Source organism: Paenibacillus sp. JT22N1, from assembly GCF_059692155.1.
Window position 1 is genome coordinate 38,555 of sequence record NZ_JCAUAW010000002.1, and the last position, 26,782, is coordinate 65,336.

Annotated in this window: 20 protein-coding genes and 1 pseudogene; 5 read left to right on the forward strand and 16 right to left on the reverse strand. The window is 43.5% G+C overall.

Annotation, left to right across the window (positions count from 1 at the left end; genetic code table 11):
• Nucleotides 1–21: 21 nt before the first annotated feature.
• Nucleotides 22–780 (forward strand): twin-arginine translocase subunit TatC, encoded by a 759-nt coding sequence (tatC, locus tag AC58UU_RS04030; protein ID WP_497313242.1) that lies wholly within the window; start codon nt 22–24, stop codon nt 778–780.
• 81 nt (nt 781–861) lie between these two features.
• Nucleotides 862–1,749, forward strand: a complete 888-nt coding sequence (locus tag AC58UU_RS04035) for a LysR family transcriptional regulator (RefSeq protein ID WP_497313244.1) — start codon at nt 862–864, stop codon at nt 1,747–1,749.
• Here the strand turns inward: AC58UU_RS04035 and AC58UU_RS04040 are convergent.
• Entirely contained in the window at nt 1,733–3,094 is a 1,362-nt protein-coding gene (locus tag AC58UU_RS04040; RefSeq protein WP_497313246.1) for an APC family permease, read from the reverse strand. The genes AC58UU_RS04035 and AC58UU_RS04040 overlap by 17 nt on opposite strands.
• Nucleotides 3,095–3,323: 229 nt before the next feature.
• On the opposite strand from AC58UU_RS04040, the gene AC58UU_RS04045 reads away from it, so the two are divergent.
• Nucleotides 3,324–3,806 (forward strand): phage lytic cycle repressor MrpR family protein, encoded by a 483-nt coding sequence (locus AC58UU_RS04045; protein ID WP_497313974.1) that lies wholly within the window; start codon nt 3,324–3,326, stop codon nt 3,804–3,806.
• Nucleotides 3,807–3,930: 124 nt separating this feature from the next.
• Here AC58UU_RS04045 and AC58UU_RS04050 read toward each other — a convergent pair whose 3' ends face one another.
• The 4 genes from AC58UU_RS04050 to AC58UU_RS04065 form a co-directional block, all read right to left on the reverse strand.
• Nucleotides 3,931–4,743 carry a sporulation protein gene (locus AC58UU_RS04050; protein ID WP_497313247.1) on the reverse strand — a complete coding sequence of 271 codons (813 nt, stop codon included), beginning with the start codon at nt 4,741–4,743 and terminating at the stop codon, nt 3,931–3,933.
• Between the two features lie 38 nt (nt 4,744–4,781).
• On the reverse strand, nt 4,782–5,363 hold the full coding sequence (locus AC58UU_RS04055) for a uridine kinase family protein (RefSeq protein WP_497313249.1): 582 nt from the start codon (nt 5,361–5,363) through the stop codon (nt 4,782–4,784).
• Nucleotides 5,360–5,848, reverse strand: coding sequence for a hypothetical protein (locus AC58UU_RS04060; RefSeq protein WP_497313251.1), 489 nt, complete (start codon nt 5,846–5,848; stop codon nt 5,360–5,362). The genes AC58UU_RS04055 and AC58UU_RS04060 overlap by 4 nt, the downstream gene beginning before the upstream one ends.
• A gap of 251 nt (nt 5,849–6,099) precedes the next feature.
• A complete protein-coding gene (locus AC58UU_RS04065; RefSeq protein WP_497313253.1) occupies nt 6,100–7,269 on the reverse strand; it encodes an iron-containing alcohol dehydrogenase in 1,170 nt (389 codons plus the stop codon).
• 105 nt (nt 7,270–7,374) lie between these two features.
• Here AC58UU_RS04065 and AC58UU_RS04070 point away from each other — a divergent pair, with 105 nt between their 5' ends.
• Nucleotides 7,375–7,713 carry a L,D-transpeptidase gene (locus AC58UU_RS04070; RefSeq protein ID WP_497313255.1) on the forward strand — a complete coding sequence of 113 codons (339 nt, stop codon included), beginning with the start codon at nt 7,375–7,377 and terminating at the stop codon, nt 7,711–7,713.
• A gap of 55 nt (nt 7,714–7,768) precedes the next feature.
• Here the strand turns inward: AC58UU_RS04070 and AC58UU_RS04075 are convergent, their stop codons facing one another.
• The 4 genes and pseudogenes from AC58UU_RS04075 to AC58UU_RS04090 all read right to left on the reverse strand — a co-directional run bounded on the left by AC58UU_RS04075 (nt 7,769) and on the right by AC58UU_RS04090 (nt 14,991).
• Entirely contained in the window at nt 7,769–8,221 is a 453-nt protein-coding gene (locus AC58UU_RS04075) for a sensor histidine kinase (RefSeq protein ID WP_497313976.1), read from the reverse strand.
• A gap of 54 nt (nt 8,222–8,275) precedes the next feature.
• Nucleotides 8,276–12,964: pseudogene (locus AC58UU_RS04080) on the reverse strand (AAA family ATPase); the annotation flags it as partial.
• 35 nt (nt 12,965–12,999) lie between these two features.
• Entirely contained in the window at nt 13,000–14,646 is a 1,647-nt protein-coding gene (locus AC58UU_RS04085) for a hydroxysqualene dehydroxylase (protein ID WP_497313256.1), read from the reverse strand.
• A gap of 108 nt (nt 14,647–14,754) precedes the next feature.
• Entirely contained in the window at nt 14,755–14,991 is a 237-nt protein-coding gene (locus tag AC58UU_RS04090) for a hypothetical protein (protein WP_497313258.1), read from the reverse strand.
• A gap of 159 nt (nt 14,992–15,150) precedes the next feature.
• On the opposite strand from AC58UU_RS04090, the gene AC58UU_RS04095 reads away from it, so the two are divergent.
• Nucleotides 15,151–16,377: a PASTA domain-containing protein gene (locus AC58UU_RS04095; RefSeq protein ID WP_497313260.1), complete on the forward strand. Its 1,227-nt coding sequence runs from the start codon at nt 15,151–15,153 to the stop codon at nt 16,375–16,377.
• A gap of 561 nt (nt 16,378–16,938) precedes the next feature.
• Here the strand turns inward: AC58UU_RS04095 and AC58UU_RS04100 are convergent.
• The 7 genes from AC58UU_RS04100 to AC58UU_RS04130 all read right to left on the reverse strand — a co-directional run bounded on the left by AC58UU_RS04100 (nt 16,939) and on the right by AC58UU_RS04130 (nt 26,733).
• Nucleotides 16,939–17,781, reverse strand: a complete 843-nt coding sequence (locus AC58UU_RS04100; protein WP_171692177.1) for a carbohydrate ABC transporter permease — start codon at nt 17,779–17,781, stop codon at nt 16,939–16,941.
• A gap of 12 nt (nt 17,782–17,793) precedes the next feature.
• Nucleotides 17,794–18,672: a carbohydrate ABC transporter permease gene (locus AC58UU_RS04105; protein ID WP_497313262.1), complete on the reverse strand. Its 879-nt coding sequence runs from the start codon at nt 18,670–18,672 to the stop codon at nt 17,794–17,796.
• A gap of 82 nt (nt 18,673–18,754) precedes the next feature.
• Nucleotides 18,755–20,089, reverse strand: coding sequence for an ABC transporter substrate-binding protein (locus AC58UU_RS04110; RefSeq protein WP_497313264.1), 1,335 nt, complete (start codon nt 20,087–20,089; stop codon nt 18,755–18,757).
• Between the two features lie 125 nt (nt 20,090–20,214).
• Nucleotides 20,215–21,804, reverse strand: coding sequence for a response regulator (locus AC58UU_RS04115; RefSeq protein WP_497313266.1), 1,590 nt, complete (start codon nt 21,802–21,804; stop codon nt 20,215–20,217).
• 3 nt (nt 21,805–21,807) lie between these two features.
• Entirely contained in the window at nt 21,808–23,610 is a 1,803-nt protein-coding gene (locus AC58UU_RS04120; RefSeq protein WP_497313268.1) for a sensor histidine kinase, read from the reverse strand.
• Between the two features lie 123 nt (nt 23,611–23,733).
• Nucleotides 23,734–25,500 carry a methyl-accepting chemotaxis protein gene (locus AC58UU_RS04125; RefSeq protein WP_497313270.1) on the reverse strand — a complete coding sequence of 589 codons (1,767 nt, stop codon included), beginning with the start codon at nt 25,498–25,500 and terminating at the stop codon, nt 23,734–23,736.
• Nucleotides 25,501–25,719: 219 nt separating this feature from the next.
• The gene (locus tag AC58UU_RS04130) at nt 25,720–26,733 is read right to left on the reverse strand and encodes a LacI family DNA-binding transcriptional regulator (protein WP_497313272.1); all 1,014 of its coding nucleotides are present in this window, start codon (nt 26,731–26,733) and stop codon (nt 25,720–25,722) included.
• Between the last annotated feature and the right edge of the window lie 49 nt (nt 26,734–26,782).

Below are 26,782 nucleotides of genomic sequence, written 5' to 3' on the forward strand. Positions count from 1 at the left end.
ATAGCTTTGGAGGTGCCTTCCATGCCAATAAAAGAAATGATGTCTCTCGTTGAACATCTGTCCGAACTGCGAACACGCATTATTCGAGTTCTAATCGTAATTGTCCTTACGATGATTGCCGGCTTTCTTGCTGCCCAGAAGCTCCTCCTCTATTTGAAGCAAACACCCCCGGCATCCGAAATGACATGGCATGTATTTTCCCCCATGGATAGTATTCGCCTCTATATGATGATTGCGTTCGTGATATCGCTTACGATTTCTTTGCCTTTTATCCTATATCAGATCTGGGGATTCGTTAAACAAGGTCTGACGAAGGAGGAGCAGTCAGCCTCACTTCGTTATATCCCTTATACCGTCCTGTGTTTCATCATCGGTTTAACTTTTGCTTACTTCGTTGTTTTCCCCATGTGTATGGCGTTCACTACCCAAATTTCCGATAACCTTGGATTAACGCCGACTTACGGCGTCGCCCAATACTTTAGTTTCATGCTGAACATTGTGCTGCCTTTGTCGATTGCCTTCGAACTTCCCATTGTTGTCATGTTTCTAACTAGGCTGAAGCTGCTGAATCCAAAGCTCCTGAACAAAATTCGCAGATATGCCTACATCGTGCTAGTCATCGTAGCTAGCCTTATTTCACCGCCAGATCTCATCTCACATCTCATGGTGGCCATCCCCTTATTCGCTTTATATGAAATCAGTGTTGTGTTATCACGTTTCGTCTTTAATGGACAAATGAAAGAGAACAATAAACTGAATGTAGATTACGGAACCTCTTAAAATAGGGCTTCCCTATCATTGCCTATGGTCTGCTTTTGGGATATATTTACGACATAAATCGCTTCCCAGTAAAGGAGAACTATGCGGATTGAACAACTTCTCTATATCATTGAAATCAATCAAACCGGTTCGATTTCCCTAGCAGCCGAAAAGCTTCACGTCTCTCAACCGAATATCAGTCAGGCCATCGTGAGTCTGGAAGACGAGCTTGGGGTGAAGCTATTTAAGCGTTCGCGCTTCGGAGCCGTTCCTACGGAAGATGGGAAATTAATTATAAGTAAAGCGGAAGAGATTATTACTAAAATAGAGGAACTCCGAGAGACGGCAGATTTTCAATCCAATCAGCTCTCAGGGTTCCTTTCCATCGCTTCCGTACCTAGCCTATGCTTGAGTGTATTACCCTCTACCTTGGCGATTTTCAAAGAAAAACATGCGGGCGTAGAGCTTGAAATGTTGGAACTTGATTATCCGCAAATTAAACAAGAAGTCCAAAGCGGTAAAGTAGATATTGGTCTAATAGCGGTATCCCGGGATTATGAAGAGCCGAATAAACAATTGATCACAGAGACGTTAATGGACAGCAGAGTGATGGCATGTGTGGGGAAAAACTCCCCACTGGCTCATCGAAAAAGCATCTCCTTAGAAGAACTTGTCCATCAACCGATTCTTCTGAATTCGGAGTACCTTATTAGTAAATTAAAAAAGTATGGAGAGCCGAATATTTTATTTAAACTAGGGAATTCAGAGGCTGCCAAACGAGTGATTGCGGAAGGTATTGCCATTGGATTTTATACGGAAATTGGCTTAAAGTTCGATCCTTATGTCCAAACAGGCAGCATTGTTGCACTAGAAATCACCGGAGAGGATATGGATATTTCCTTCTGCTCCTTACGTCTAAAGAATCGCCATCAGTCTCTACCCTGCAAAGAGTTTACGAAAGAACTGAAAACAATTATTGCAACAATTTGATATCGCGACTATCGCTTGCAGCTGCGTTAGAAGCATGTTTATTTATTCGGCGTTTGCCGACAATCATCACATAAACGACGCTTGCTGCGACAAGCACTATGTTACCCACAATTAATAGAGCCGACAATCGGCTGAGTAGTAAATAACCTTGAAAGGCCAGTAAACCAACGGCTATGAGTACAATGGTGTAAAGCAGGCTTGGCTTCATAGTGAAAGGTGCTTTGCGGTAAAGCTCAGGGTACTTGCGTGGAAGCTGTACGGCAGAAAGTACGGGGAAAATGCTCGAAAGAAGTAAGATGCCAACCCCTAGCTGGGAAATCGTCGTCAACGATACTCCCGTCACAATCGGTATGACCCCAAGCAGATAGTAAAACGTGAGCAGCCAATGCGGTGTACCGTACCTTCGATTAACGGCGCCGAACGATGTTGGGAGCCAACCATCGCGACATGCCACCAGCATCCCCCTCGTCACCCAGGAAAATGTCACATTGAGTGTAGAAGCCAGAGCAAACATGGCCCCTCCTATGATAAAAAATAAGAACAATGGATTGGGCAATATCGTCCTCGCCACATCGGAAAGCGACTCTCCCGCAACTTCGGAAATCGGTAGAACCCCGGTTGCCACGATGCCAATGCCTATATATAGCAAGGCAACTATGCCACTACTGATGAAAATGGTAAGCGGAATATCCCTTTGCGGCCGCTTCATTTCGCCTCCGAGCTCAACTACGGCATAGGCGCCTCCGGACGCAAAGGATGTGATTCCAACCGCTGTAAGAAAGCTCCCCATTCCCTGAGGAAAAATCTCAGCTGGATGAAACACCGAATAATCAACCTCCGAAATTCCCCATAGAATGAAAACAAGAAGTGACAGCAGCTTAATCACTACGAGCACTTTACCTAATGATGACATGAACTTGATCCCAAATAAATTAATCAGATAGAAAAAAGTCAGCACAATGAAAGCAACAAGCATGATCGGCGTACCAGGCATGATTCCCTGTAAATATTGAGCAAATGATATGGCGTACACAGCGATGGTCAAATGACCGAATGTAAAAAGGATTAAATAGACAAATCCAGCATTCGGAGATAGTAAACGACTCGTGTATGTATACATGCCTCCAGTCGTAGGAAGTACTGAGCCTAATACGGCAAGAGGAATCGTGATGATGAGCATAAAAACAGAGGAAAGCACGAAAGCAAGCGGTACACCAGACCCCGTTAAGGCAATGGCAATGCCAGTTATTGACATGATACCCGCTCCAATAATTTGTCCGAGGGCGATACCAATTGAATCTCGTAAGCCCAACACCTTCTTCAATTTCCCATCTTCATTCACCATATTCAGCAGCCCCTCCCTCTAAACTCCACTCATAAATATATACACTCATTTTCTGCATAAGCCAACTATTCCCTGCTTCTTCATGAAAATAGAGGTAATAATTATTTATTGTAAATAGTCATAATCGATCATTTTCTCGCATAGGATATATAGTTGCTTATTACTGAAAGCCGAATGAAAGTTTACTGAAATCCAATTTACACACTTGAAGGGATGCTGATTTCGTATTATTACATTAGAACAAATTCATTTTATCGAAACTCGCTGTATCAATCCGCAAGATGCCATTATTGTTCGTTTACTCACTGAGGGTATTGCCTCTCACGAAATTGTTTATTTGAAAAAGAACTCATTAGATGCCAAAAATCAATTACTTACCGTCACTGACTCTATGGGAGCAAAGAGGCAAGTACAAATTACGCGAACATGTGCTGAACTGTATCAAAGTGCTCTGGGTCAAACGAAATACATAGTCAACTACGGAGACCTTCCCAATAAACAACTGATAACCGATCTTCGAGATAGCGAGTATCTCATCAAGGTGAGCATGCGAGATTTTATTGCAAATCGCAGTATGATCACAGAGATGGATTCCGTTATTTTGCGAACGATATATATGAGACTTCGGCGATTAGCTGAATTTTTCTCAACACCGGAACTCACGTATTTAACGACAGGAAAACTTGAGCTTAAACAATTAGCACATGCATAATGGATGGATACGGAGGCCTTTTAGGCCTCTTTTTTAAGACATTTACGGAAACTAAAGTTGAATTGAATAGAGGCTGTCCCTCCCGGTAATCATCCTACCGTTAGTGAAAGCCTCTTATTATGTATTACTCCAGCAACTCGTCAAAGATCCCCCTGAACTGATCCGCTACCGAGGAAGATCCTTCCTCCAGCTCTTCGCTATTGAAAAAGTAGCGATGATGGGACTCATCCGTATCCAACATATCCGATAGAAATCCGCTGAAACCACGCGTTTTGCGATCGAACTCTAGAATGATCTCTACGCCGTCTTCATTCGGATAGAAGATGAGTTCAAGTTCATCCACCGAGCTGCGGTACTCGCCATTTTGATAAGGGACAAATTCAAACTTCTGAATAAACGGTAAATGATAATCTCGTTGTAAATAATACTCATTCTCCGCTTGATGCAAATGAAATTCGAGTTCTTCAAGAGCTTCAAAAACAACAGCAGTATGCGGATGTGCCTGAACTTCAATATCATCACGATCCGAGGGATCCACCGCATTATCAATGTCTAAACCTGTGCGCACCCAGATCGGGCTGACACCGATTGAGATTGGCGTTTCATGCGGCAGAACAAATTGAAAAGGAATTTCAATCGTTTCATCCGGTGCAATCACGAGATTTTCACCAAGCAGCATATTGGCAATAACGACAGTTTCCTTCTGCATACGAGTTTCAGTTCGCCCATCTCGATTAGCATCAGTCTCCACAGGCTTCTTATATTCCGTCATGATTTGAAAATAGATTTTATCAACCTTCTGCTCCACTTTTCCGCCTTTGGCAATAACGACGCCTTCAACCAGCTCTCCCGGAATAAAATCCTCCGTATGAAACTGTGTGTCTATCTTGATGTTCCCAATCCCTACGCTTGCTAGCATTTTCTTGAAAAATGACATTTCTACTTCCTCCAATTGCTTAAATATGCTCAGTATCTTCATACGCGATAGGTCGATCGTCGTTTCAGAAATTCCCGTTGAATCCAATCAACAATGATTTGTCTTCCCTTATTCTCACTACTAGTTCCATTAATAATAAGATCGGCATGCCATTTTGTTGGTTCCACGTACTTATCATGACTGTGTCTAACAAGGTCTAAGTATTCAGCAACGATTTCGGTAACGTTATTTCCATCCTTCGAATCTCGCGCAATCCTTCTAACTAATCTCTCATCAGATTCACAATCTATATAAAACTTGTATTCTAGACGCTCTCTTAAAACTTCAAAGTGAAATATGAGAAATCCCTCAACGATTAAAAGATCTAATTCATCATTACAGATAGTAGTATCAATATCAATTATTAATCTTTCAACATCAACAGACTCCGGTTGATTAAAATCATCGTATTCTTTATTTGAGAAAGGTGCTCTGGTAACAGGCCTGAGCTTCTTAAAGTATCTATCACTATTTATAATTCGGATTTTGTAATGACTAAAATGTTCTTCCAAGTAATGACTCCAAGTCGTTTTTCCACTTCCGGAGCCTCCAGAAATGCCTATTACAAGAGGTTTTTTCATGCTTGTTGTCCTTCACGATTTTTCTTGATTGATAATATACACCCAAGTACCCCCGAAAGGGCTATCCCAAAAACAAAGCTGTATACATTAAAAAAAATGGTGTTCGTATACTGATTGAACCATCCCCACCTATAAATAATTGAATTCGGATTGTTGGGTCCTCCTTTCAGTATGTCAAGATGCCATTTGATTTCGTTGATCTCTCCTACAACACAAAATATTAGTAGTAAGCTTATTAAAAAGATGATTAAACCTTTTTTTATCTTAGATACTTTCTTAACGTTATAAAAAAGCATCGATGTCATAACTAGTAACACCGCATATATGGGAATTGCAACAAACATGATGATGATTGCGGGATTACCATTCCCTGAAATTGCGCCATCTAGCTTTGGCTTAAATGTCATCAGGTCTATCAAATAAAAACCTGAAGCACTAATGATCAATAAAGTAAGCAACCAAAAATAAGAAGATGTAAGTCTCATCTTATCACTTGTAGATATCTCAGAATCTCTTGATTATCTTTAATCCCGCTGCCACAAGCTCCAATAATTCGAATTTTGATTAGATCCACTCCCTTGAGACTTTACATAATATGGGTTGTCACCTTTTTTACTTTACACGATAATCGACCATATCTCTACGAGTTTGTGCAATTTTAATGTTTGCAAAAAAACAAAAGCTACCCCGCGTAAATCAATCTACGGGATAGCTTATTTAAATGAACCCCTAATCTTTATGCTAAAGATCGAATCAAAATATCTCTGACTGTTTCTCGAGTCATCATTTTATATTGCCCCACTTTATCCTTCATGAATGATTTATGGACTAATTCCTCTATCCTAGAATCATCGATCCCATAATCCCCTAATCGATTCGGCGCACCAAGGGAATTCCAGAAACTTCGCAGTGCTTCAATCCCTTCGAGTGCAATTTCATGATCCGTTTTATCAGATGGATCGATACCGAAAACAGCTATTGCCAGTTTCTTCATCCGCGATGGATCTTCCTCAGCACAATGCTTCATCCAGTTCGGAAATACAATCCCAAGCCCTCCGCCATGCGGAATATCATAAACGGCGGATAGGCCATGTTCGATCTGATGCGATGCCCAATCTCCACCATCTGTGCCGCTGGACAGCAGACCGTTAAAGGCAGTCGTCCCCGCATACATGACCGTTGCTCTATGCTCATAGCTGTTAAGATCAGCAAGCAGCTTCGGTGCAGCTTCTATGACTGTCAAGAGGACAGACTCCATGAAACGATCAATCATAGGTGTGTTTTCCGTCCGATGGAAGTACTGCTCCAGCACATGCGACATCATATCCACGATGCCATAAACAGTCTGATCCATAGGCACAGAATATGTGTACGTCGGATCTAAAATAGAGAAAGCCGGATAAGCGAAAGGACTGCTCCAACCACGCTTTTCATTTTTCTCCCAGTGTGTGATGACGGAAATATTATTCATCTCAGAACCTGTAGCCGCAAGTGTTAATACCGTTCCGAAAGGAAGCGCTTTGTGAGGCACAGCTTTCCGAGTAACGATGTCCCAAACATCCCCATCATAATAAACGCCCACGGAAATCGCTTTGACACAATCAATCACACTTCCCCCGCCAACGGCCAGAATGAGCTCGATTTGCTTATCGCGGCAAATATCTATGCCCTTCCGTACTGTATTGAGTCGTGGATTAGGCTCCACACCGGACATTTCAAACACTTCCGCTTGCATATGTGTAAGCTGTTCCATAACAGCATCGTATACACCATTTTTCTTAATGCTTCCGCCTCCATACACGAGCAATACTCGCTTGCCCGCCAAACCAAGTTCCTGCTGGAGCTGCTCAATTTGACCTTGCCCAAACCATAATCTTGTTGGATTAAACTGTAGAAATGATTGCATGTTTGTTTCTCCTTCGGTGACTGATATCTACAGCAGTATATCACATGTAAGTTTTAATATCGAAAACGTTCCTATTTACATAGAATAAATTGAGGTGACGATCCTATGCCCAATTACCGAATTATTGTTGATCTTTCTGACTTTCAATTATATCTTTTGGATGTAAATCGCGTTGTACGTGGATTCCCAGTTGGTATTGGTAAAATGTTAACGAACACACCGACGGGTGAATTTTTCATTATCAATAAGCAACCACGTCCCGGCGGTCCTTTCGGCGTCTTCTGGATGGGTTTAAGCAAACCTCATTATGGAATCCACGGCACGAATGATCCTTCTTCAATAGGCAAGCGAACATCTCACGGCTGTATCCGCATGTATAACGAAGATGTTCTTGAGTTAGCCGCACTTGTGCCCATCCACACTAGAGTTACTATTCGACCTTAGCCCAAAAAACCGTATACCGCACACAGGATCATGTGAGGTATACGGTTCTCGCAGCTTAAATCCGATGCACAGGTAATGAAAACGAGATGCTGCAGCCTTTACCAAGGCGGCTTTCCGCCCAAATCTGCCCACCATGATACTGCACGATCTCCTTTGCAATCGCGAGTCCCAGTCCACTGCCGCCAGACGTGCTGCGTGATTTGGACACTTTGTAGAACCTTTCAAAAATATGTGGAAGATCCTCTTCGCTAATCCCCACGCCGGTATCGGTAACCCGAATCACTAACTCGCTTGGCTCATCCTTGATTGACACGTGAACATCAATGAATCCGCCTCTAGTAGAAAATTTAATTGCATTGTATAAAATATTCGCATACACCTGTTCAATACGATCTGTATCTACCGTTAAAAGCAGTTCTTCGCCTTCCGAATGTGCCATGTCGAGCGTATAGGTAATTCCAGCATTCGCTGCATCCAATTCATACTTCGCAAAAAGCTGACGAACCATCGTTCCGCATGAGGTTGGGGCTAGTTGAAAATGGAACTGCTTAGTCTCAAGTCGACTTAACTGATAGAGATCCGTAATGAGCCGCTGAATGCCGACAATCCGCATGTGAACGACCGTAAGGTACTTTCTCTGTTCCTCAGGCTCTTGAATAACCCCATCCAAAATAGCCTCTACATAACCCTGAATGGACGTGAGTGGCGTGCCCAAATCATGGGAAATATTAGACAGCAGGTCTCGACGCGACGTCTCCATCAAGATCAATTCGTTCGTCCGTTCTTTGACTTTGGACTCCAAATCATTATAGAGTCTCGCATTCTCGATCGAAATTGCCGCCTGAGCAGACAACAGCTTGATAATATCAAGACGGTCTGATGTGAAGGCATTGCGAATCAAATTATTTTCAAGATAAAAGACGCCGACTAGATTGCCCTGATGCAGGATCGGCTCGCAGAATATCGATTTACTCTCCGTTGCCCGAATATACGGATCATGTGTAAAGAATCCCTTATTCTCGGCATCATCGAGAACTACGCCTTCCTTGGTTCGAGCAACGAATTGAATCACAGCCGTCGGGAGATCTTCTCTTGTCTCCAGCAGAACAGAGCTTACGGTACAGGAATCCTTGCCGTCAATGGCAAGCATCTCTGCCTCCACGAATAAGCTGTCACGTTCCTTCAAGACAAGGATGCTTCTTTCCGCGCCAGACGAATAAGTTACAATTTCCATTAACCGCTTGATCAATTGCTCCAAATTAACTTCACTCGACAACGATCTAGACGTGTTCATAATCGTCATAAAATCAAGCGCCTGCAGGGAATAGTCACTTATTTTGGTTGTGCTCCAATCCATCGACTCCTTAAGTGATGTTAAATAGCCTGGATAACGCAGCATTAACTCCTCAGCCTTAGCCTTAGCGCCCCAGCTTAGATAACCGTAATACGCATCGACGAAATAGGTTTTGGCAATCTTTTCACGTCCCGCTTCTTTAAACATCTTCCCTGCTAGCTCACAAGCAATCGCCTCATGCTGGATGAAGCCCTGCTCCCTTGCTTGCCGGATTGACGTTTCATATTCTTGCTCCGCTTTCTGAAAATGTCCTGTTACACGGTTCCACTCCGCATGCATTAATAGGCTAATATGCAAAAAGTTTTCTGGACAATGAGCAGCCCATTTATCCATCTTGCGAAGCATCTTCCTCATCTGTTTGGCCATCATCTTCTGCTCTAAAATTGCAGCCTCTTTATATTTAGCAGCTATCGATAAGGCATAGTAGAAATAGTTCTCGGGAATATGAAACAGCCCGAAAGAAACAGACTGCATAGGTTCTGCATCTTTGCCAAACTTTAATGCTTCATCATATTGACCAAACAAATAATATAGCATCATTTTTTTTACCGTATACTCATGAATAATGACTTGGTTTGGATGGATTTCCAGCTTACGGACAAACTGTTCTTCCTCTGCCTCATCCTTGCCGATAATCAGGGGATTCTCAGACTTCCCTTCCAAATTATGAATGACCTTACGGAGCATTTCTAACATGAGAAGGGTGTCATGATGATTGGTCTGTTCTAATATCCGATAATTCTTAGCTAGATCTTCTTGTACTTCCGAAAGTACAACACCTTGAAAATCCTTCACCAAAACCTGATAAGTAAGGGCATAACCTACGAAAACTAAGTCACCATCTTCGATCCCGCTTCGGAACGACTCCTTCAAATGCTCCAAACACACCTGCAAAGGCTTTACCCAAGGAGTGACGAACAAACCGAATGAGAAATGACTTTTACTGCGGAATTGATGGGATTGAAATCTGGCATTCATGCGATCGCCAAGCTGCCCATACTGGTAGCCTAGTTGATAATCACCGAAGCCCGAGCCCAGAATCAAGCCATATGATCCGTACACATAGGCCATTACAGAGGAATTACCATATTTCAACGCATGCTTCGTCATGATAAACATGAATAAAACAAATAAATTTGTATTCACGAAGTACGCGGAGACAGCAATACTCATCATTAAATTCATTAATTTGGTTCTGTATTCATCTTCCATAATCGGTAAATCGTACAGCTGAAGCGTATTCTTCCGTCCAATCATTGCTTTCAGTTTCATGTATTCATAAAATATGTTCACACCCGTCGGTTCTTTAGAAACACGGATGCCTTGCTCAGCTAGGGCTTTCAATCCGACTTCCACACTTTTATGCTGCTTTCCGACGTTCGTGTACAGAATCACTTGTAAGTTATACACTTCCAACTTAAGTTCGTTCGTACGGGCATCTACAAGCAGTTCTTCGTACGATATTTCAGCTTCATCCGCCTGACCATTCAGATAGAGCACCTCTGACTTCTCCAGTCGAATGGAAAAGCTTAGGTAATTTAACTCCACACCTTCTACCAGCTTCAACAAAGCTAATGCTTTATTGTAATACTGAAGTGCAGAACGATAAGCATTCGAAGATTTAGCTTTGCGGCCTGCATTGAGATTAAATTCTAGAAGCTGGATAAGCTCCTGCCGCTCCGTTAGCAAGTTAGAGCCCATATTCATATGGTTGACGATATCGAATAACCGTGGCTGAGCCTGATCGTCAGGTAAATGCTCCAGCAGCTGATGCGCGATGTTCAAATGCATTTCTGGCAGTTCTGATTCTTCAATGGATCCATAAACGGCTTCTTGAATCGAATCATGCACAAACATAAAACGTATGTCTCGTGCAGTTGAATTCCCTTGCATCTCAATAAAAAATTTATAATCCGTGCCAACAGGAATCATCAAACCGTTTTGGATCGCAATTTCCAACTCATGTAGAACATCAGTGAAGGACATCTTAGCAATGATACCAAGTGCCTCCAGGTCATAAGAGGCCCCTAAACAAGCAGCCAGCCGCAATAAGTATTGTGTTTTGGGCGGCATACGCTGGAGCTTCTCAGCTAGGAGGAACATAAGATTATCGGTAATTCTAAGCTTCTGAATTTCATCAATATTCCATATCCAACGATTAACTTCATAATTAAAGGTGAGTAAATTTTGCTCGTGTAAGGCAGTTAGAAATTGTTTGACGAAAAAAGGATTTCCTCCAGTTTTTTGCAGAACGAGTTGAGCCAACTCCACTACCTGCTGCTGCTCGGTTTTCAACGACTCCGCAATCAACTGCTCGACATCAGCAATTTCCATTGGCTGCAAAATAATCCGTTCAGTAACAAGGCGCTCTGGGAGCTTATCTAGCAATTGAACACGGGTAGACGATAACCAATTAGTGTCATACTCGCTTCGATAGGAGCCTATGAATAGGAAATACTTCATTTGGGAATCGTTCAAAAGCAGATCAAGAAACTGCAAGGAGGCCGCATCTGCCCACTGCAAATCATCCAGAAACAACACGATAGGCCGGTCTTTCACACAGAAGATTAATAGAAATTGCTGCAACAAAAAGTGTAATCGATTCTGTGTTTCTTGCGGAGGAAGCTGCTTCGCAATGGGCTGCTCACCAATTAGGAGCTCAAGGTCCGGCACGAGATCCGTCAATACTTTCCCGCTCGTTCCCAGTATTTTCAGCAAACGTCCGCGATACTCTTCGATTTGATGATCTTTCTCCGTCAGAAGCTGACGGACTAACTGACGCAGCGCCCTAGACAAGGCATGATACGAGACATGCTGTTTGTTTGGCTCGAATCTGCCGGATAAGAACCAGCCATTGTCCTTCATAATCGTCTTCATCGTCTCAGCGATGAGAAACGATTTGCCATAACCAGATTCCCCGGTTACCCAAACCGCCTCCAGCGATCCATGCACTGCACGTCCATAAACATGCAGCAGATTTTCGATTTCCTGAGCACGTCCGTACAACCTTTGAGGTATCTGGAACATGTCCGTCATGTCATAGAGCCCAACAGTAAATTCCGTCATTTCTTCTCCGGAATTGCTCAGCATCAAGATGTGCTCGAGATCCTGAATAATGCCGTAGGCGCTCTGATATCGATCTTCCGCATTTTTAGCAAGAAGCTTCATAACAATATCCGATAGCGGCTTCGGTATACCCATCCGTAAGCTTTCAGGAGGAGTCGGCGTCACGGCAAAATGGCAATGGATCAACTCCACCGGATCTTCCGTTTGAAACGGAAGACGTCCGGTGAGCATTTCATAGAACGTGACCCCCAAGGAATAGTAGTCCGTTCGGTAATCGATAATACGATTCATACGACCTGTCTGCTCAGGCGACATATAACTTAAAGTTCCCTCTAGCATCAACGGGTCCAGCATTTCTTGACGTTCTCTCGTAAAAGAGGAAATGCTGAAATCAGCCAGCTTCATGATCTGCTTATCGGGATTAATAATAATGTTACTAGGCTTAATATCCTTATGTATAACGTACCGCTGATGAATATCCCCAACGATTTTGACCAATTGAATAGCAGCTATGAGAAAGGCTTGTATGGACTGACGAAACATAGGGAAATAAGCCGACAAGGTCTCACCATCAAAGTCTTCCAAGATGAGAGCTAGGCTGTTTTGATGTTTGGGCAGCGCCAATGGCTTAACAATGCCGGGAAAGTCCAACATTTTACCTATCTCATACTCACGTTTCAATCTAGCGATATCTGCTGAAATAGGAAAGTCTGAACGTAAGGTTTTGATAATTACTTTTTCCATAGTCGGCTTATGAACAGCACGATAGAGTACGGTCCGTTCGCCTTGATAGATTTGTCTGATCAACTCGTATTCCGGCAAAATTAGCATAAAATCCTCCTAGTAAAACTAGCTGCTAGGTATTCCTAAAAAAGCTTTCCATCCCAAGGAAGCCCCTTCTCAAATCGTTGCTTATCATGATGGTGAAAAGGTTTCAATAAATCGATATGTCCCAGCTCAAAGGTGTACATCTCCCATATTTCGCAAGGTTCTTCCGTCGAACCATCTTGTTTCAGTATGGCATTAACTGCTCGTCGCGCTGCTTCATTAGCGCCTTCCATCGTCGCAAGGTTCGTATTCGTACGTACGTAATCAGCAGCAAGGAACAGATTCGGAATTGCGGTATACGCTTCTGGACGGTCATCCCAAGTACCCACGCGATTAATGAGCAGCGGCTCCATATTCGTACACGCTTGATCTGGATTCTCAAATTGAATATCCGTATCCAAGAACCAAGAATGCAGAACATCGTCTTCTAGGATAACAGCACCATCTACGTTCAAGCTTAACTTCATCTGTGCCCATACTTCGGCTTTAATCTCTTCAGCCGTGCAAAGTGTAGCCGATTTACCGAATAATACCCCTGGTGTGTCCCAATCCGAAATATCGACGGATAAAACGCCCTTCACTGTGCCATCACCATACTGGCTAAGGTCGACGTCCGGCCAAAATTGCTTTTGAGATACCGAAGTCAGAGACCAAGGTGCATCTAAGTATATAACATGTCCATGTGTGATAGGCAGTTCTTCCTTCAAATAATACTGAATGCCATTCATCCATGCGACGGAATCAACAAGCTTCTGCACACCTACAAGTGTAGGGTCAGCTTGTACCATAGCGTCGGTAATGAATTTACCCATCACTTCAACCGGGAATGCAGCTATGTAATAATCAGCTTCTACATCGAAAGTTTTACCGTTCTCTGTCACCTTCGCACCGCGAATAACGCCATCCACGCAGTCGATGCTTTCAACTTTCGCCTCTAAATGATAATCAACTCCCTGGTCTCGTAAAAATGTAAGCCAAGGGTTCACCCATTTGTCATTCGTGGGACCATTCAAGAGACGTACAAAGCTCGTGCCTGGTGTTGTAATATCTAGTGTCATTTGAACAGCTACAGGGCCGACTGTTTGAGTGTTTGCAATTTTGGATTGACAAGCAACGAGGGTTTTGGTAAATCCAGCGAATATTTTTTGAAATGCAGGGGATTGTTGATCCGCCTCAATGAAATTCCACCAATCGATGAGGTTATATTCCTCGCGAATGCGTTCATCACAGCTCGTCATGACTTGCCAAAGCTTACGTCCATATTGCTCCAGATCATCCATACTTAGACCTAAGCCATTATCGAATAAATCTCTGATGACAACCATAAAATTGTCTAAACTGAATTCAATTTTGGCCAGCAGCGGCAATAGCGGTGCTGTATAGGTGGCAATATCTAACCGTGTCACTTCTGTTAAGTTATCATATACGGTTCCATTCTCATAGGGAATTCGTTTCAAAGTATCTATGACATGTCTGTAAAAGCGAGGGAATAACCGGAAACCATGCTCACCTGGAAGGTCTTTCCTCCCGCCAGTTCCGCTGCCTACGAAAGGCATACTTCTCGCTTTCCCGCCTGGAATACTTTTAAACTCGTAGACTGACACCTCGTAGCCTCTTACAACCAATTCATGCGCGGCACTCATTCCGGCAACACCGCCGCCCAAAATAACGACTTTTTTCAACACAGTTCCCCCTCATATTGGATCAAATTGTAAAAAATTCTGTAAAACTATCATATCATCTAGGTCATTTGAATCATAGACTTTTAGTTTCCCGAAGATAGAAAAAAAAGCCTAGATCAGCTGAATCTTATCAGCTAGATATGGCTTCATAGGAAATGTACCTTTCAACTCAATTTTCTCAAGCTTGTTCCAAAACTGAGGAAAAAGGTGTACAGTAAAATTAATGAAATAACTGCTATCTGCCTCAGGATCCAAACTCAACTTTGAGATTCCCTCGACTTCTTCGATTAGCTTTACAACAAGCTGTTCCAACTGCTGATGTTGAAGCTCATAATACGTTTGACTCAAATCTTTTCCACTCGATGAAATTGATTTCCACTGTTCCAACACGATACCGATTAATAATCATTATTCCCCCTCAAAATACCTAAATTCCTATATCCCGCCGAATCATATATAATAAAGGCAACTCCTAATGATGCCATCAAGAGAGAGGATGGATATTCCATGCATAAAAAAATTGGTACACGATATGTGTTAGATACACAAATCGTCTCATTACCTCATGGCACTCTGCATTACGGTGATGATTTATTTCTAACTCGAAAGGTTCTCCTTTATCAAATAGAGCTTCAACCTGGCCAGATCGGCGAAGATTACATTCGAACCCTTCATCATAAAGCAGCTTTCATACATGACGGTTTTCAACATATCCTGGATACATCTGTAGAAGAAGATTCGGTTACGATCATTCTGCAAGCTAAGCCAGGCTCACTATTCTCCAACCATGTTAACAAGAAAGAAATGTCTTTCCATACCATCATTGCAATGATTGCTGATCTAGGGGTTTCCTTGCTTGACGCGATGGAAGAACGTATTACAGGATTTACTGTAGGCGCTGAAAATTTATGGTTAGATGATCACGGCAAACTTTCCGTCATTAATTATTGGGACAAAGGCGATCCTCAGGCACAAGGAGCAATCGGGCTTTGTCGGTTGATGATTCAGCTCTTTACTGGCGCGGAGACGATTACGGGTACTTTTGAAGTGATGCATACACATCTGGAGCGCACGCCTATTCCATCTGCGACATATGAGCAGAAATTGGCTTTAATTAAGCTGATTAAGCTCGTCTGCCAAGGTCACGCATCTCTGTCTTCATTGATTTTTGGATTGCGGAGTTTACCATCTTCCGGTCAAAAGCAGGACGTGGGGCCTATCCACAAACAAATTCAATATCAAAACCCAAGTAAAATTCAAAACCGCGGGGTGGATAAGGTTGAGGATGAGGTAGATGAAGTTGCACCCGCAGCTGAAAAGCGATCACAATCACTGAGCGCTTTAAGTAAGGCAGGGATAGGAGCAATTGCTATTTTGGTCGTCGTCTTGGTCGCGGTTTGGGCGCTTTGGCCATCTTCCAAAGTGGAGCCGGTTGTTGTGGTACCTATACCCACCGCCACACCTTTAGCGCCGACAAATACACCTGCCCCATCTACAACGAAGCCTCTCGGAGATTCGAACAAACAAACCGAGGAAGTGGCAATACCGAACCTGGTAGGTCTATCTCAAGCTGATGCCGAGGCGCAAGCATTGGCTGCCGGTTTGCATTACAATTTTTTGATTGAAGCAAATGATAAGCCAAAGGGAACCGTCATTAAACAAGACCCAAAGTCAGGTACGAAAGGCTTGCAGGGCGACAATGTTACGTTTTGGGTTAGTAAAGGGAGTCAATGATTAGCAAAGTTGTACTATGTACAACTTTTGCCGAGCTAACCAACCTTTTTCCATCGAATGTTGCAAAAAATACAACAAATTAGCTTGAAAACGTCCTATTAGGGCTAGTTACAACTAAATTGTTGTACGAAATGCAACATATTCCACTTTTATGATAAAAACCAAGGAAATTGTTGTACTGCGTACAACTCGCAAAAAAATTCACCTATATTTTCCCAATCCGTACGAATACTAGGCGCCGTCGTAGCGCTGCCGTATGACTGTTGTCTAAACACACTTGTCCAGGGGCAGCAAACTCCATAGTTTCCAAAGTTGGGAATCCGACTAATCGCCACCAAAACAAGATTGAGTCATCTACCACTTGGATAAGTGTGAGAAACTTACTGGCCTTAAGCTGAATGATTCGATGGAGAGCTCACGATTCCCTAATGCATTCGCGATTTAGCCGATTCTAAATGTAAAAGGGGCTGTCCTCAAGTAGATCTACTTGAGGGCAGCCCCTTTAGGCCTATTGACCTTCTGGGACATTCGAATTGGTATTCAGCACGAAATTCAGCTGTCTTATCCTTTCACTGCAGACCCTACGGTCAACGCCTTCTCCACTTGCTCACTAAAGAGTACATACACAAGCACGGTCGGCAGGCTCGCGATCGTCATCGCGGCGCCCATCGCCCCCCAATTGGTGGTGAACTGACCTTGGAAGAAGAGCAGTCCGAGCGGCAAGGTTTTCAAGGATTCCTTGGTAATCAGAATTAACGCCATCGTAAATTCATTCCATGCCGACAAGAAGACGAAGATCACCATCGTTGCAATTGCAGGTTTAATAATTGGCAATATGATCGTATAGAAAGTCCGGTAAATGCTGGCACCATCCATACAAGCCGATTCTTCGAGCTCAACCGGAATACTGCGGAAAAAACCATAGAAAACCATGCTGGAAAATGAAATATTGAAAGCAATATAAGGCACGATCAGCGCCCAATACGTGTTCGCCAAATGGAACTCACGTACGAGAATCGCCAGTGGGATCATGATAACTTGCACGGGAATGAACATCCCAATCACGACATAAATACGAGCGGCTTCCTTCCATCGCCATTGCATTCTGGCAACAGCATAGGAGAACGTAACCGAAAGTACAATCGTACCCACAACTGTCGCCGCAGCTACTAACAAGCTATTGCTGAAGTAGACGGGAACATTGAACCTTGACCAAGCATCCACATAGTTCTCGAATCGTAGATGCGTCGGGAAACCGAATGGATTCGATACGAAAATTTCATTGTTATTTTTAAGCGAATAAAAGACCATCCACAGCAATGGATACACCGACAACCCCGCGTATACCCACAAGAAGATGCCCAGGAGCGGATTCTTTTTACGCAATTTGAGTATTCCGTTCATCTGACATCCCCCTTAAAATGTAATCCGTTCTCTTGCGATCAGTCGGTTAATAGCCAAAGTCACAATCAAGCATTCGATGACCAGGAAAGCAGCCGCGGCGCTTCCATAACCGAATTCACCAACGCGGAACGCTGAGCGGTACATCAGATAGGTCAATGTGTACGTGGAATTCCCTGGGCCCCCACCGGTCATAATGAACATGTTGGCGAAAGCATTCAATCCGCCAGTAATCGCAAGGACCAAACAAAACTTATATGTTTCAGCCAGCATTGGTATCGTTATCGCCATGTGCGCCTTGAACTTCGATGCTCCGTCAATACGTGCCGCCTCTAGGTATTGCTCCGGAACGGACTTTACAGCCGCTAGCAGCAATGCGAACTGGTATCCCATGTACTGCCAAGCATTCACGAACGCAATGGCAAAAATTGCTGTTTTGTTGTTCGTCAACCAGTCCTGACGATACGAGATGCCGAGCGCTTCAAATATTTTATTAATCAAGCCATACTCACTGTTATACATCGCCAGCCACAGCTGACACACCACCGTAATGGAAAGAACCACAGGAATGAAGTAGCTAATTCTTAGAAACTTGCTTCCTCTGAACCCTTCTGCGACGGCAAAAGCAAGCACGGTGCCGATCCCGATCTGCACGAAAGCTAGAATACCGGCAAAAACGAAACCGTTGTATAGCGATGTGTAGAAAATACTATCTTGAAACAATCGAATGTAGTTATCCAGAAAAATAAAAGTGCCTTCGCTTAATCCATCCCATTCGAATGTACTGCGATAGAAAGTTTGCAAAATCGGATAAAATACAATAACTGTATACAAAAGGAGTGCCGGCAGTGTGAAAAGCATAATAGCCGCCTTATTTCCCATGAATTTGCGCATGTCATCACTTCCCTTTTTTAGTAGAAAACTCACACCGGAGCAGTGCGATCCAGTGTGAGTCCCCTTTTCCATAGAAACTTGGTTATTTCGCTGTTACTGCCGCTTTATTCAAATCTTTCACGAATTGATCCGCTGTATAATTACCTGTCATCAGGTTTTGCGTGGCATCTTCAAGCGCTGCTTTGAACTTAGGATTGGACAATCCCCATGAGAACGCTGTTGTACTTGTGATTTTCGGAATATCTTTGGATAGTTGATCCATCATCGGTGGGAATTGCTTCACAATCGGTTTGTCTACTTTTGTTGCTACGATTGGATTACTGCGGTTCGTGTATTTGTACTCCGCATATTTCAAGGAAATGAAGGATGCCACTTTCGCTGCAAGCTCTTTATCCTTGGTGTTGGCAGATACGGCATATCCACCAGGCCCGCCGCTGCCGCTGAATGCTGTTTTACCTTTTTCATAAGCTGCTGCATCAGCAGCTGGAATGTACATGTAGCCAGCTTTGTCACCAAGAGCTTTCGTAGCCGCTTCGATTTCCCACTGTCCGTTAATGAACATCGCTGCTTTACCTTCATGAAAGAGAGCTGCTGCTTGATCGTAGTTCAAGTTCGTAGCGCCTTTTGGCAGCATACCTGCTTTAACCAGCTCGATGAGTTTCTCAGCAGCTGTTTTGTAAGCAGCATCATCTGCTTTGGCAAGACCTTTATCAAGCTTCGTCACACCAGCTGGTTCAGCGCGTGAAACGAACATGTCATAAAGGGCTACGCAGGGCCATTTTTCTTTCGCAAAAATGGATAGTGGCGTAATGCCTTTCCCATTGAACGCTTTAACAGCCGTCATCATTTCATCATAGGTAGTCGGCACTTTCACACCATTTTGTTGGAACAAATCTTTGTTGTAGTAAAGCAGTGCTACTTCATTACCCGCATAAGGGAATGCGTAAGTGTGGCCGTCATCGGTTGCAAGTGTATTCAATGCGCTTGGTTGCATTTTGTCTTTGAAGCCAAATTTAGTTACGTACTCATCCAGAACTAGAATATTATTGGATTTCTTAAACGTATCGATAATGTCTAATCCTGCTCCGAAAATGTCAGGCAGATTACCTGTAGCTGCATAGGTCTTCAGCTTCTGGCCATCATCTTGCGCTTGAATATCGAGCTCTAGCTCCACATTCGGCATTTCCTTCTTCAATTCTGCAACCGCATAGTCATAAGGTGTTTTCGTATCTTCATCTGCGTACTGGGCATAAATTCTAAGTTTGACCGGCTTTGCATCTGTCTTCACGGGTGCTGCAGTTGCTGCAGCCGTTGGCGCGCTAGTTGCACCAGTATCTTTTGTTGTGTTTGTGGTTCCGCAAGCTGCAAGGCTAGTAGCCGCGAGCAAGCTTACGAGAGTGACTCCCATTTTTTTCATTTGTTGGACCTCCCAGGCATCATGTACTTTCTCTTCTTTACAACCTGAGTATAAAAGGAAAAACCCCTTATGATAATGGAATAATCGAGGGGTTCTTGTAATATCCGCACATTTAGGAAATTTCGTTATAAGCGGTTATTCTCATACTCACTAGGGGAATATCCAAAAAATTTCTTGAAGCTTTTACTGAAGTAACTAGGATCATTAAAGCCGATTTGTTCGGCAATATCCGCGAGGCGTATGTTCCCTTTACCGAGTAAATCCTTCGCTTTATGCATACGAACATGCGTGACATAATCTGTCACCGTCATGCCGATTTCTTTCTTGAAAACAGCCCGGAGATAGCTGGGGTTGATAAACACCTGTTGGGCAATTTGATCCAATTGCAGCTCGGGATCTCCGTAATGAAGCTCAATATATTCTTTGGCCGATTGAGCAATTTTCGACGATCGGGTCTTTCGGTGCTTACCTGTATAAAGGATCGCTTGATTGAACAATTCCTTGATCCATAGGGATGTGGCGTCAATGGATTCCAACCGTTTGATTTCACTATAGGGAAAAAAGGCTTCTCCGAAGCAATCTTCAATCGGATGCCCCGTTTCCGTTACATAAGACAAGCAAACAGAAATAAGTCCCATACTAATGACATAGGTGTAGTCTAAGGATAGCCGCTGATCACGAATCGATTGGAAAATTTCTTCCAACTTAGCATCTACCTTTTCCGCATTTTGCATGCGCAATTGAACGAGCAGCTCTTCATTCACTTCTGTGGGATAGAAGGCTTGAGTCCCTGACTCCAAAGCTCCTGATCCGTAAACGATAACACGATCATTCCCCAATACAAACTTATTTTGCAAGGCTTCAAGCGCCTCCAAATAGGAAGTACGGATCCCCTGATAACCGGATTGACTTCGACCAACACCGACCGTGATCGTAAATTTCAAATATTTCTTGATCAGGAAACATAATTTCTCATAACCGCCTAACGCAGGAGTTTCCAGCTCACCATACCCTTGGTGCTCCACCAAGCAAATAATACGCCCCTCAGGCCCATTGAAAATCAAGTGATTCTCCGTTTCCTCCAGCGCCTCGTTCAGAATGTTCGTCACCGCATATTTCCAGAGTAATCTTTCACTCACTTTGTTCCATTTGAGATCCATGTTATCAATCTCAATACACGCCACCACAAAGCATAGGGTGTCGAAGGATTCCCCAAATTGCTGGAGTCTTGAACTTGTCTCCTCATCGGAATGGTTGTAGTCACCGCTTAGCAAATGATTAAGAAAGCTCTCCTTCATCAACAGTTGATTTTCCTTCAATGTGGACTTCTCTTCCTGAGCACGCTGATGCTCCTTCTGAAGCTTAAGCAGCGTCAGCACCAATTCATCCTTCGAAAACGGCTTCAGAATGTAATCTTCAACCCCAAGCTTAAGCGCCTTTCGAGCATAATCAAATTCGTTATGGCCCGTAATCAGCACCACACTTGTAGCTGGATATCGCTGCTTCAATTGCTCTGTCAGCGTGAGTCCATCCATAAACGGCATAGTAATATCCACAAGAGCGATATCAGGACGAAGTACGTCGACCTGTTCCAACGCCTCGACCCCATTTTTGGCTTCTGCGCATATTTCAAATCCATAAGCTTCCCAATCTAATGCCGTTCGCAAGTATTCTCGGAAAATGGATTCATCATCAACAATTAATATTTTCTGCATATCTTAACCTTCCTCACTTTGAAAAGGGAGCCACAGTGTTACTTCTGTGCCCTGCCCCAATTGACTTTCAATTTGTAGGCCATAATCATCACCAAAATAAAGCTGTATACGGTCATTCACGTTCCTTAACCCGAAACCGACAGCTTGCTGAGGAGATTCCGGCTTCATCATAAGAGCCTCAAGCCTCTCTGGCATCATGCCAACCCCGTCATCGCTGACGATAATCTTGATTCTGCCTTCCACGATTTCACCCGTTACTTTCAGAAGTCCCAGGCTGCCCTTCGTTTTAAGACCATGGTAGATTGCATTTTCAACGAGCGGTTGAATGGTTAATTTCGGTATAAGACCGCCGAGCACTTCACCCCGGATATCAAATTCAAAGGTAAAAACATCAGAATAACGGATTCGCTGAATGGATAAATAATCCTTCACATTGCGGACTTCTTCTTCAATCGTTATCGTCTCTCTTCCTTTACTCAGAGCTGCGCGATAGAAATCGGCCAACGCTTTGGTTGTTCGCTGTACATCCCGTGCTCGTCCCATTTCAGACAAGGTGTAAATAACATCTAGTGTGTTATACAGAAAATGCGGTTTAATTTGTGCCTGAATAAGCGCCAGCTCGTATTCACGCTTCTTCTTTTGCTCAAAATTAATGTTCGTCAGCAGCTCTTGCACTCGCCTTATCATGGCATTGAAACCCGATGCCAATAAACCAATCTCATCCTCTGAATTCACCTGGAATTCTATGTCCAGACTGCCTTCCTTGACCTTCTTCATATGTTTGGTTAGCCCCATGATCGGTTTTGCAATTAATTGGGATAGCATACCCGCTCCAAGCAAAGCAAAAAATAAACAAATCAACCCAATTAGCACAATAATGACAGTGATTTTACGCGTATCCGCGGTTAAAGATTCAAGCGGAGCCATCGAGATGAGCTTCCACCCAAAGCTAGGAACATCAGAGCTAACTACAAGCGTTTTCTCATGTTGAAAAGAGGTTAGATCCGACGCATCCTCACTCGAAGTAATCCAGTTTTTCAGCGTTGGATCTGCGACTTCATGAAGCAAATCCTCAGGATGCTGCGATGAAATAACGACGCCTCCCTCATTCACGATAAAATAGCTGCCATCCTGGATGGAGCCGATTTTCTGATAAATCGCAGATAAGGAGCTTTCTTTGATATTCAGTACGAGCATACCGAGCTGTTGTCCCGTATAAATATTTACAATCCGCTTACCTAGCGTCATGACAATTTCTTGCGAATCAGGGGTCAAGTAATTACGCTGCTGCATGGGAAACCAAATATTTTTATTGCCACTGGAGGCGTCAACCTGTTTAAGCATTTCACTGCTCGCGATCAACTCCCGATTCCGTTCCATAAGGAGATTAGATCCAAAAACCTGACCATTCGTATCTATAAACGCAGCCGATTGGACATCGGGAAATACAAGCAGGGCAAAACTCAATTGATTCGTAATCTGCGTGTACATCTGTAAGCTCGTTTCTGTTGCCCCCTGGGATTGCGGGTCTTCCACGATCAATTTGTTGAGATTGATCGTCAGCATATTGGCGCAGCTTTCTACATTCGTTAACATGCCCGTGATGCGTGTAATAATGAGGGACGAGTTGTCCGAGACATTTTTAATCGTCTTTTTGACAATCGCATTCGTGTACACCTGATTCGAAACAAAACCTAGTACAAATAAAGGCACGAAGATAAGTGGAAAATAAATCATGATAATTTTATAGCGAATACGTTGATTACGAAACCAAGGCATGGTTATATATTTTTGTAGAAACTGCATGATTCGCCCCCTACTTATAAATAACTGAAAAAATCCTATACAATTTACCACCAGGCAATACCTGTCGGTTATATTGTATAGGATTCGACTAATCATTGAAACAAGCCAAGTCTATATCCATATTTATACATTAATTCGTTGAATAGATAAGCGCATTTCATCCGTTAATCCGCTCAATGCCGTTGCTGAATCCGCAATTTCTTGAGCAATCTTAAGTTGATCCTGTGTTAGCTTGTGAATGTTCAACGTTCCATCGGATGAAGATTTTGCAATATTCGCTATGTCTATAACAGATGCTGTGACCTCTTCGGCTCCTGCCGACATCTGCTCAGTTGCTGATGAGATATCATGAATTTGCTCAGACACATAACGGAACTGTTCCACGATATGGCTAAAGAACGCTTCTGCTTTCATCGTGAGACCGGCCCCGGTCTGGATCTCCTTCATGCCCTCTTCCATAGCCTCGCCCATAAGCTGAGTTTCCTTCTGAATATTTTGCAGCAATCCAGCAATTAAATGAGCTGAGCCGGTAGCATTGTCCGCAAGCTTGCGTACTTCACCCGCGACTACAGCGAAGCCAGCACCGTGCTCACCCGCCCGCGCTGCTTCAATAGACGCATTGAGTGCAAGCAGTTTCGTTTGTTCTGCGATATCCGAAATAGCCGATAAGGCAACCCCAATTTCCTGTGAATGGCCGCGTAATAAGGCAGCCCTATTAAGTGCTTCTTCCGTTGCAGAAGTAATGGTAACGAATTGACCGTTCATATTCCTTACGATAGTTTGTCCGGATTCCGCACTCTCCAGCGCATTCATGGATGCGTCAGAGGCCGTTAAAGAAGCCTCCGAAATACGTTGGATGGCCGTGGCCATCTCTTCCATCGAATGTGCACTCTCATTGGTACTTGACTGCTGGGTATTGGCTCCTTCAGCGAGCATTTGTATCGAGACGTTTACTTTTGTGTTCATCTCCAGCAGATGATGAGCTTCCGTGTTGAAACGTTCCGTCGTCGCTACAAATTGATCCGAGGTGTGCGATACATTAGATACAATCGTTTTTAAAATGTCATTGATGTTGCCTGACATCTTATTCATCGCCTGATAAACGGCACCAATTTCATCAATAGAATGAACAGGATTTTCTGCTAATTGCTTATGAGCAAGGAGCAAGTCTCCTTTCGCAATGCTTTCCGCACCTGCAACAATCCATTGTAACGGACGCAGCGAACGGGATATAAGCAGCATAACCGCCCCAAGTCCAAGTAAGGTGAGGAAGAGCATAAGCAGATAAACAGATATGTTCCCCATTATCAAGCTGTTGGAAATACGTTCGATGACCCCCGCCTCCGTATCGATGCCTAGGACACCAATGGTTTTACCATCAGCGTTTTTCAAAGGTGCATAAGTGGAGACATATTTACCGTATTGCGGGTTTACGATCAAGGGTGAACTCGCCGAATTTCCCTTGAGTAATGCCTGAACAGCTTCTTCTGGAATATCTGTCACTTCATTGATTGGTGAAGCCGAACTATCTCCTTTTGGTTGTCCGTCAATCATAAGCAGAGGCTGATTCTTTTCATCAATTCGAACAAGATACACATATAGCGCTCCTATTTGCGTACGGTATTGGTCAAGTTCCTGCCTGATATTCCAATACAACTCAGTCTCATTTGGATCTTTTAAAAATTGTTCCCATCTTCTTGTATCGACTCCTTGGACGTAGCTCTCTGCTAATCGAACGCCATAGCTGGATATCGCTTCCATACCCGCTTTCTTGGCATTCCTTATTTCAATGAAAATATTGCCTGCCGACAATGCCAAAATGACTATCATCACGGCCGCAATGATGCGCACGACCAATCGTTTTCTAATCCACATAACGAAACGAAACATAATACTTCCCCTCCTCTATCAACATTATTCGATTATTTTCGACATTAAATTGGTAAATCCTTCTTCTAAAAAGAATTTTTTATTGCAAAATCGATAGCAAAATAAATTGAATTAGTCGTTTTGACCTACTCCAAATAAATAAAGCTGATCTGAACAGTTATCACTGTCCAGAATCAGCTTTATACCTAGCATCAAGCACGGTTTATACCTACTTTCTCATTATGTACTCTGCCTAACAATGAGCTTAGGCTCCAGAACCGTCAGCTTCTTCACCTTTTCTTTCTGAATCAATCTCGATAATAATGCCATCGCTTGACTCCCAAGCTCTTCGCTATGCTGCGAAACGGTTGTCAGTTCGGGATTCATCGCAGAAGCTAATTGGGTGTCATCAAACCCTGCAATGGCGATATCCTCCGGAATACGCAGTCCATGAGAAATAGCCGCTTTCATAGCACCAATGGCCACGTAATCGTTAATACAAAGAAAGGCCGTTGGACAATTTGGCATGGTAAGAAACTGGTCCATCAGCTTGCGGCCACATTCCATAGAGAAGTCTCCCAAGCGTACGATTTGTTTGCGAAAAGGGAGATCATTCGCTCCTAGCGTACTTTTGTAGGCTTGCAGCTTTTCCATTGTTGTTGTCGTTTCAGCGCTTCCCCCCAAGAAGCCGATGCTTCGATGCCCGCGACCAATGAGGTGCTGCATAATGAGCTGGGTACCCGCATATTCGTCCGTTTTCACCCGATGACAGGGATGGCCTGGAAGACTGCCGTTAATCAAGACAATTGGAATTCTCTTCTGGATATCCACGACTTCCTGTACGAGCAGCTCGGGGCAATGACGTGAATTAATTCGTCCACCCATGAAAATGAGTCCTTCCACCTGCCTTTCACAAAGCAGATTTAAATATTCAGATTCTCTGCTGAAGTTGCTGAATGTATTACATAGAAAGAGTGTGAATCCGAGCTTCATCGCAGCTCTCTCTGCCCCTCCGAACACCTCAGGGAAAAACATATTACTGCTATCTGGGAATAACACGCCAATCATGCCCGTTTTCTTATTCACTAGACTGCGCGCCAACGCATTGGGCTGAAACTTATGCTTTTCAATAATCGCCATAATCTTCTGCCTAGTCGATGTTCGAACGGGTGCGGTATCATTGAGAACACGGGAAACTGTCGCGACGGAGACGTTCGCTTCTCGGGCAATGTCATAGACGGTTATAGATTCCAAGAATACACTCTCCGTTACCTCAAAATGTAAAGATCGAAGGCCTGTTTAG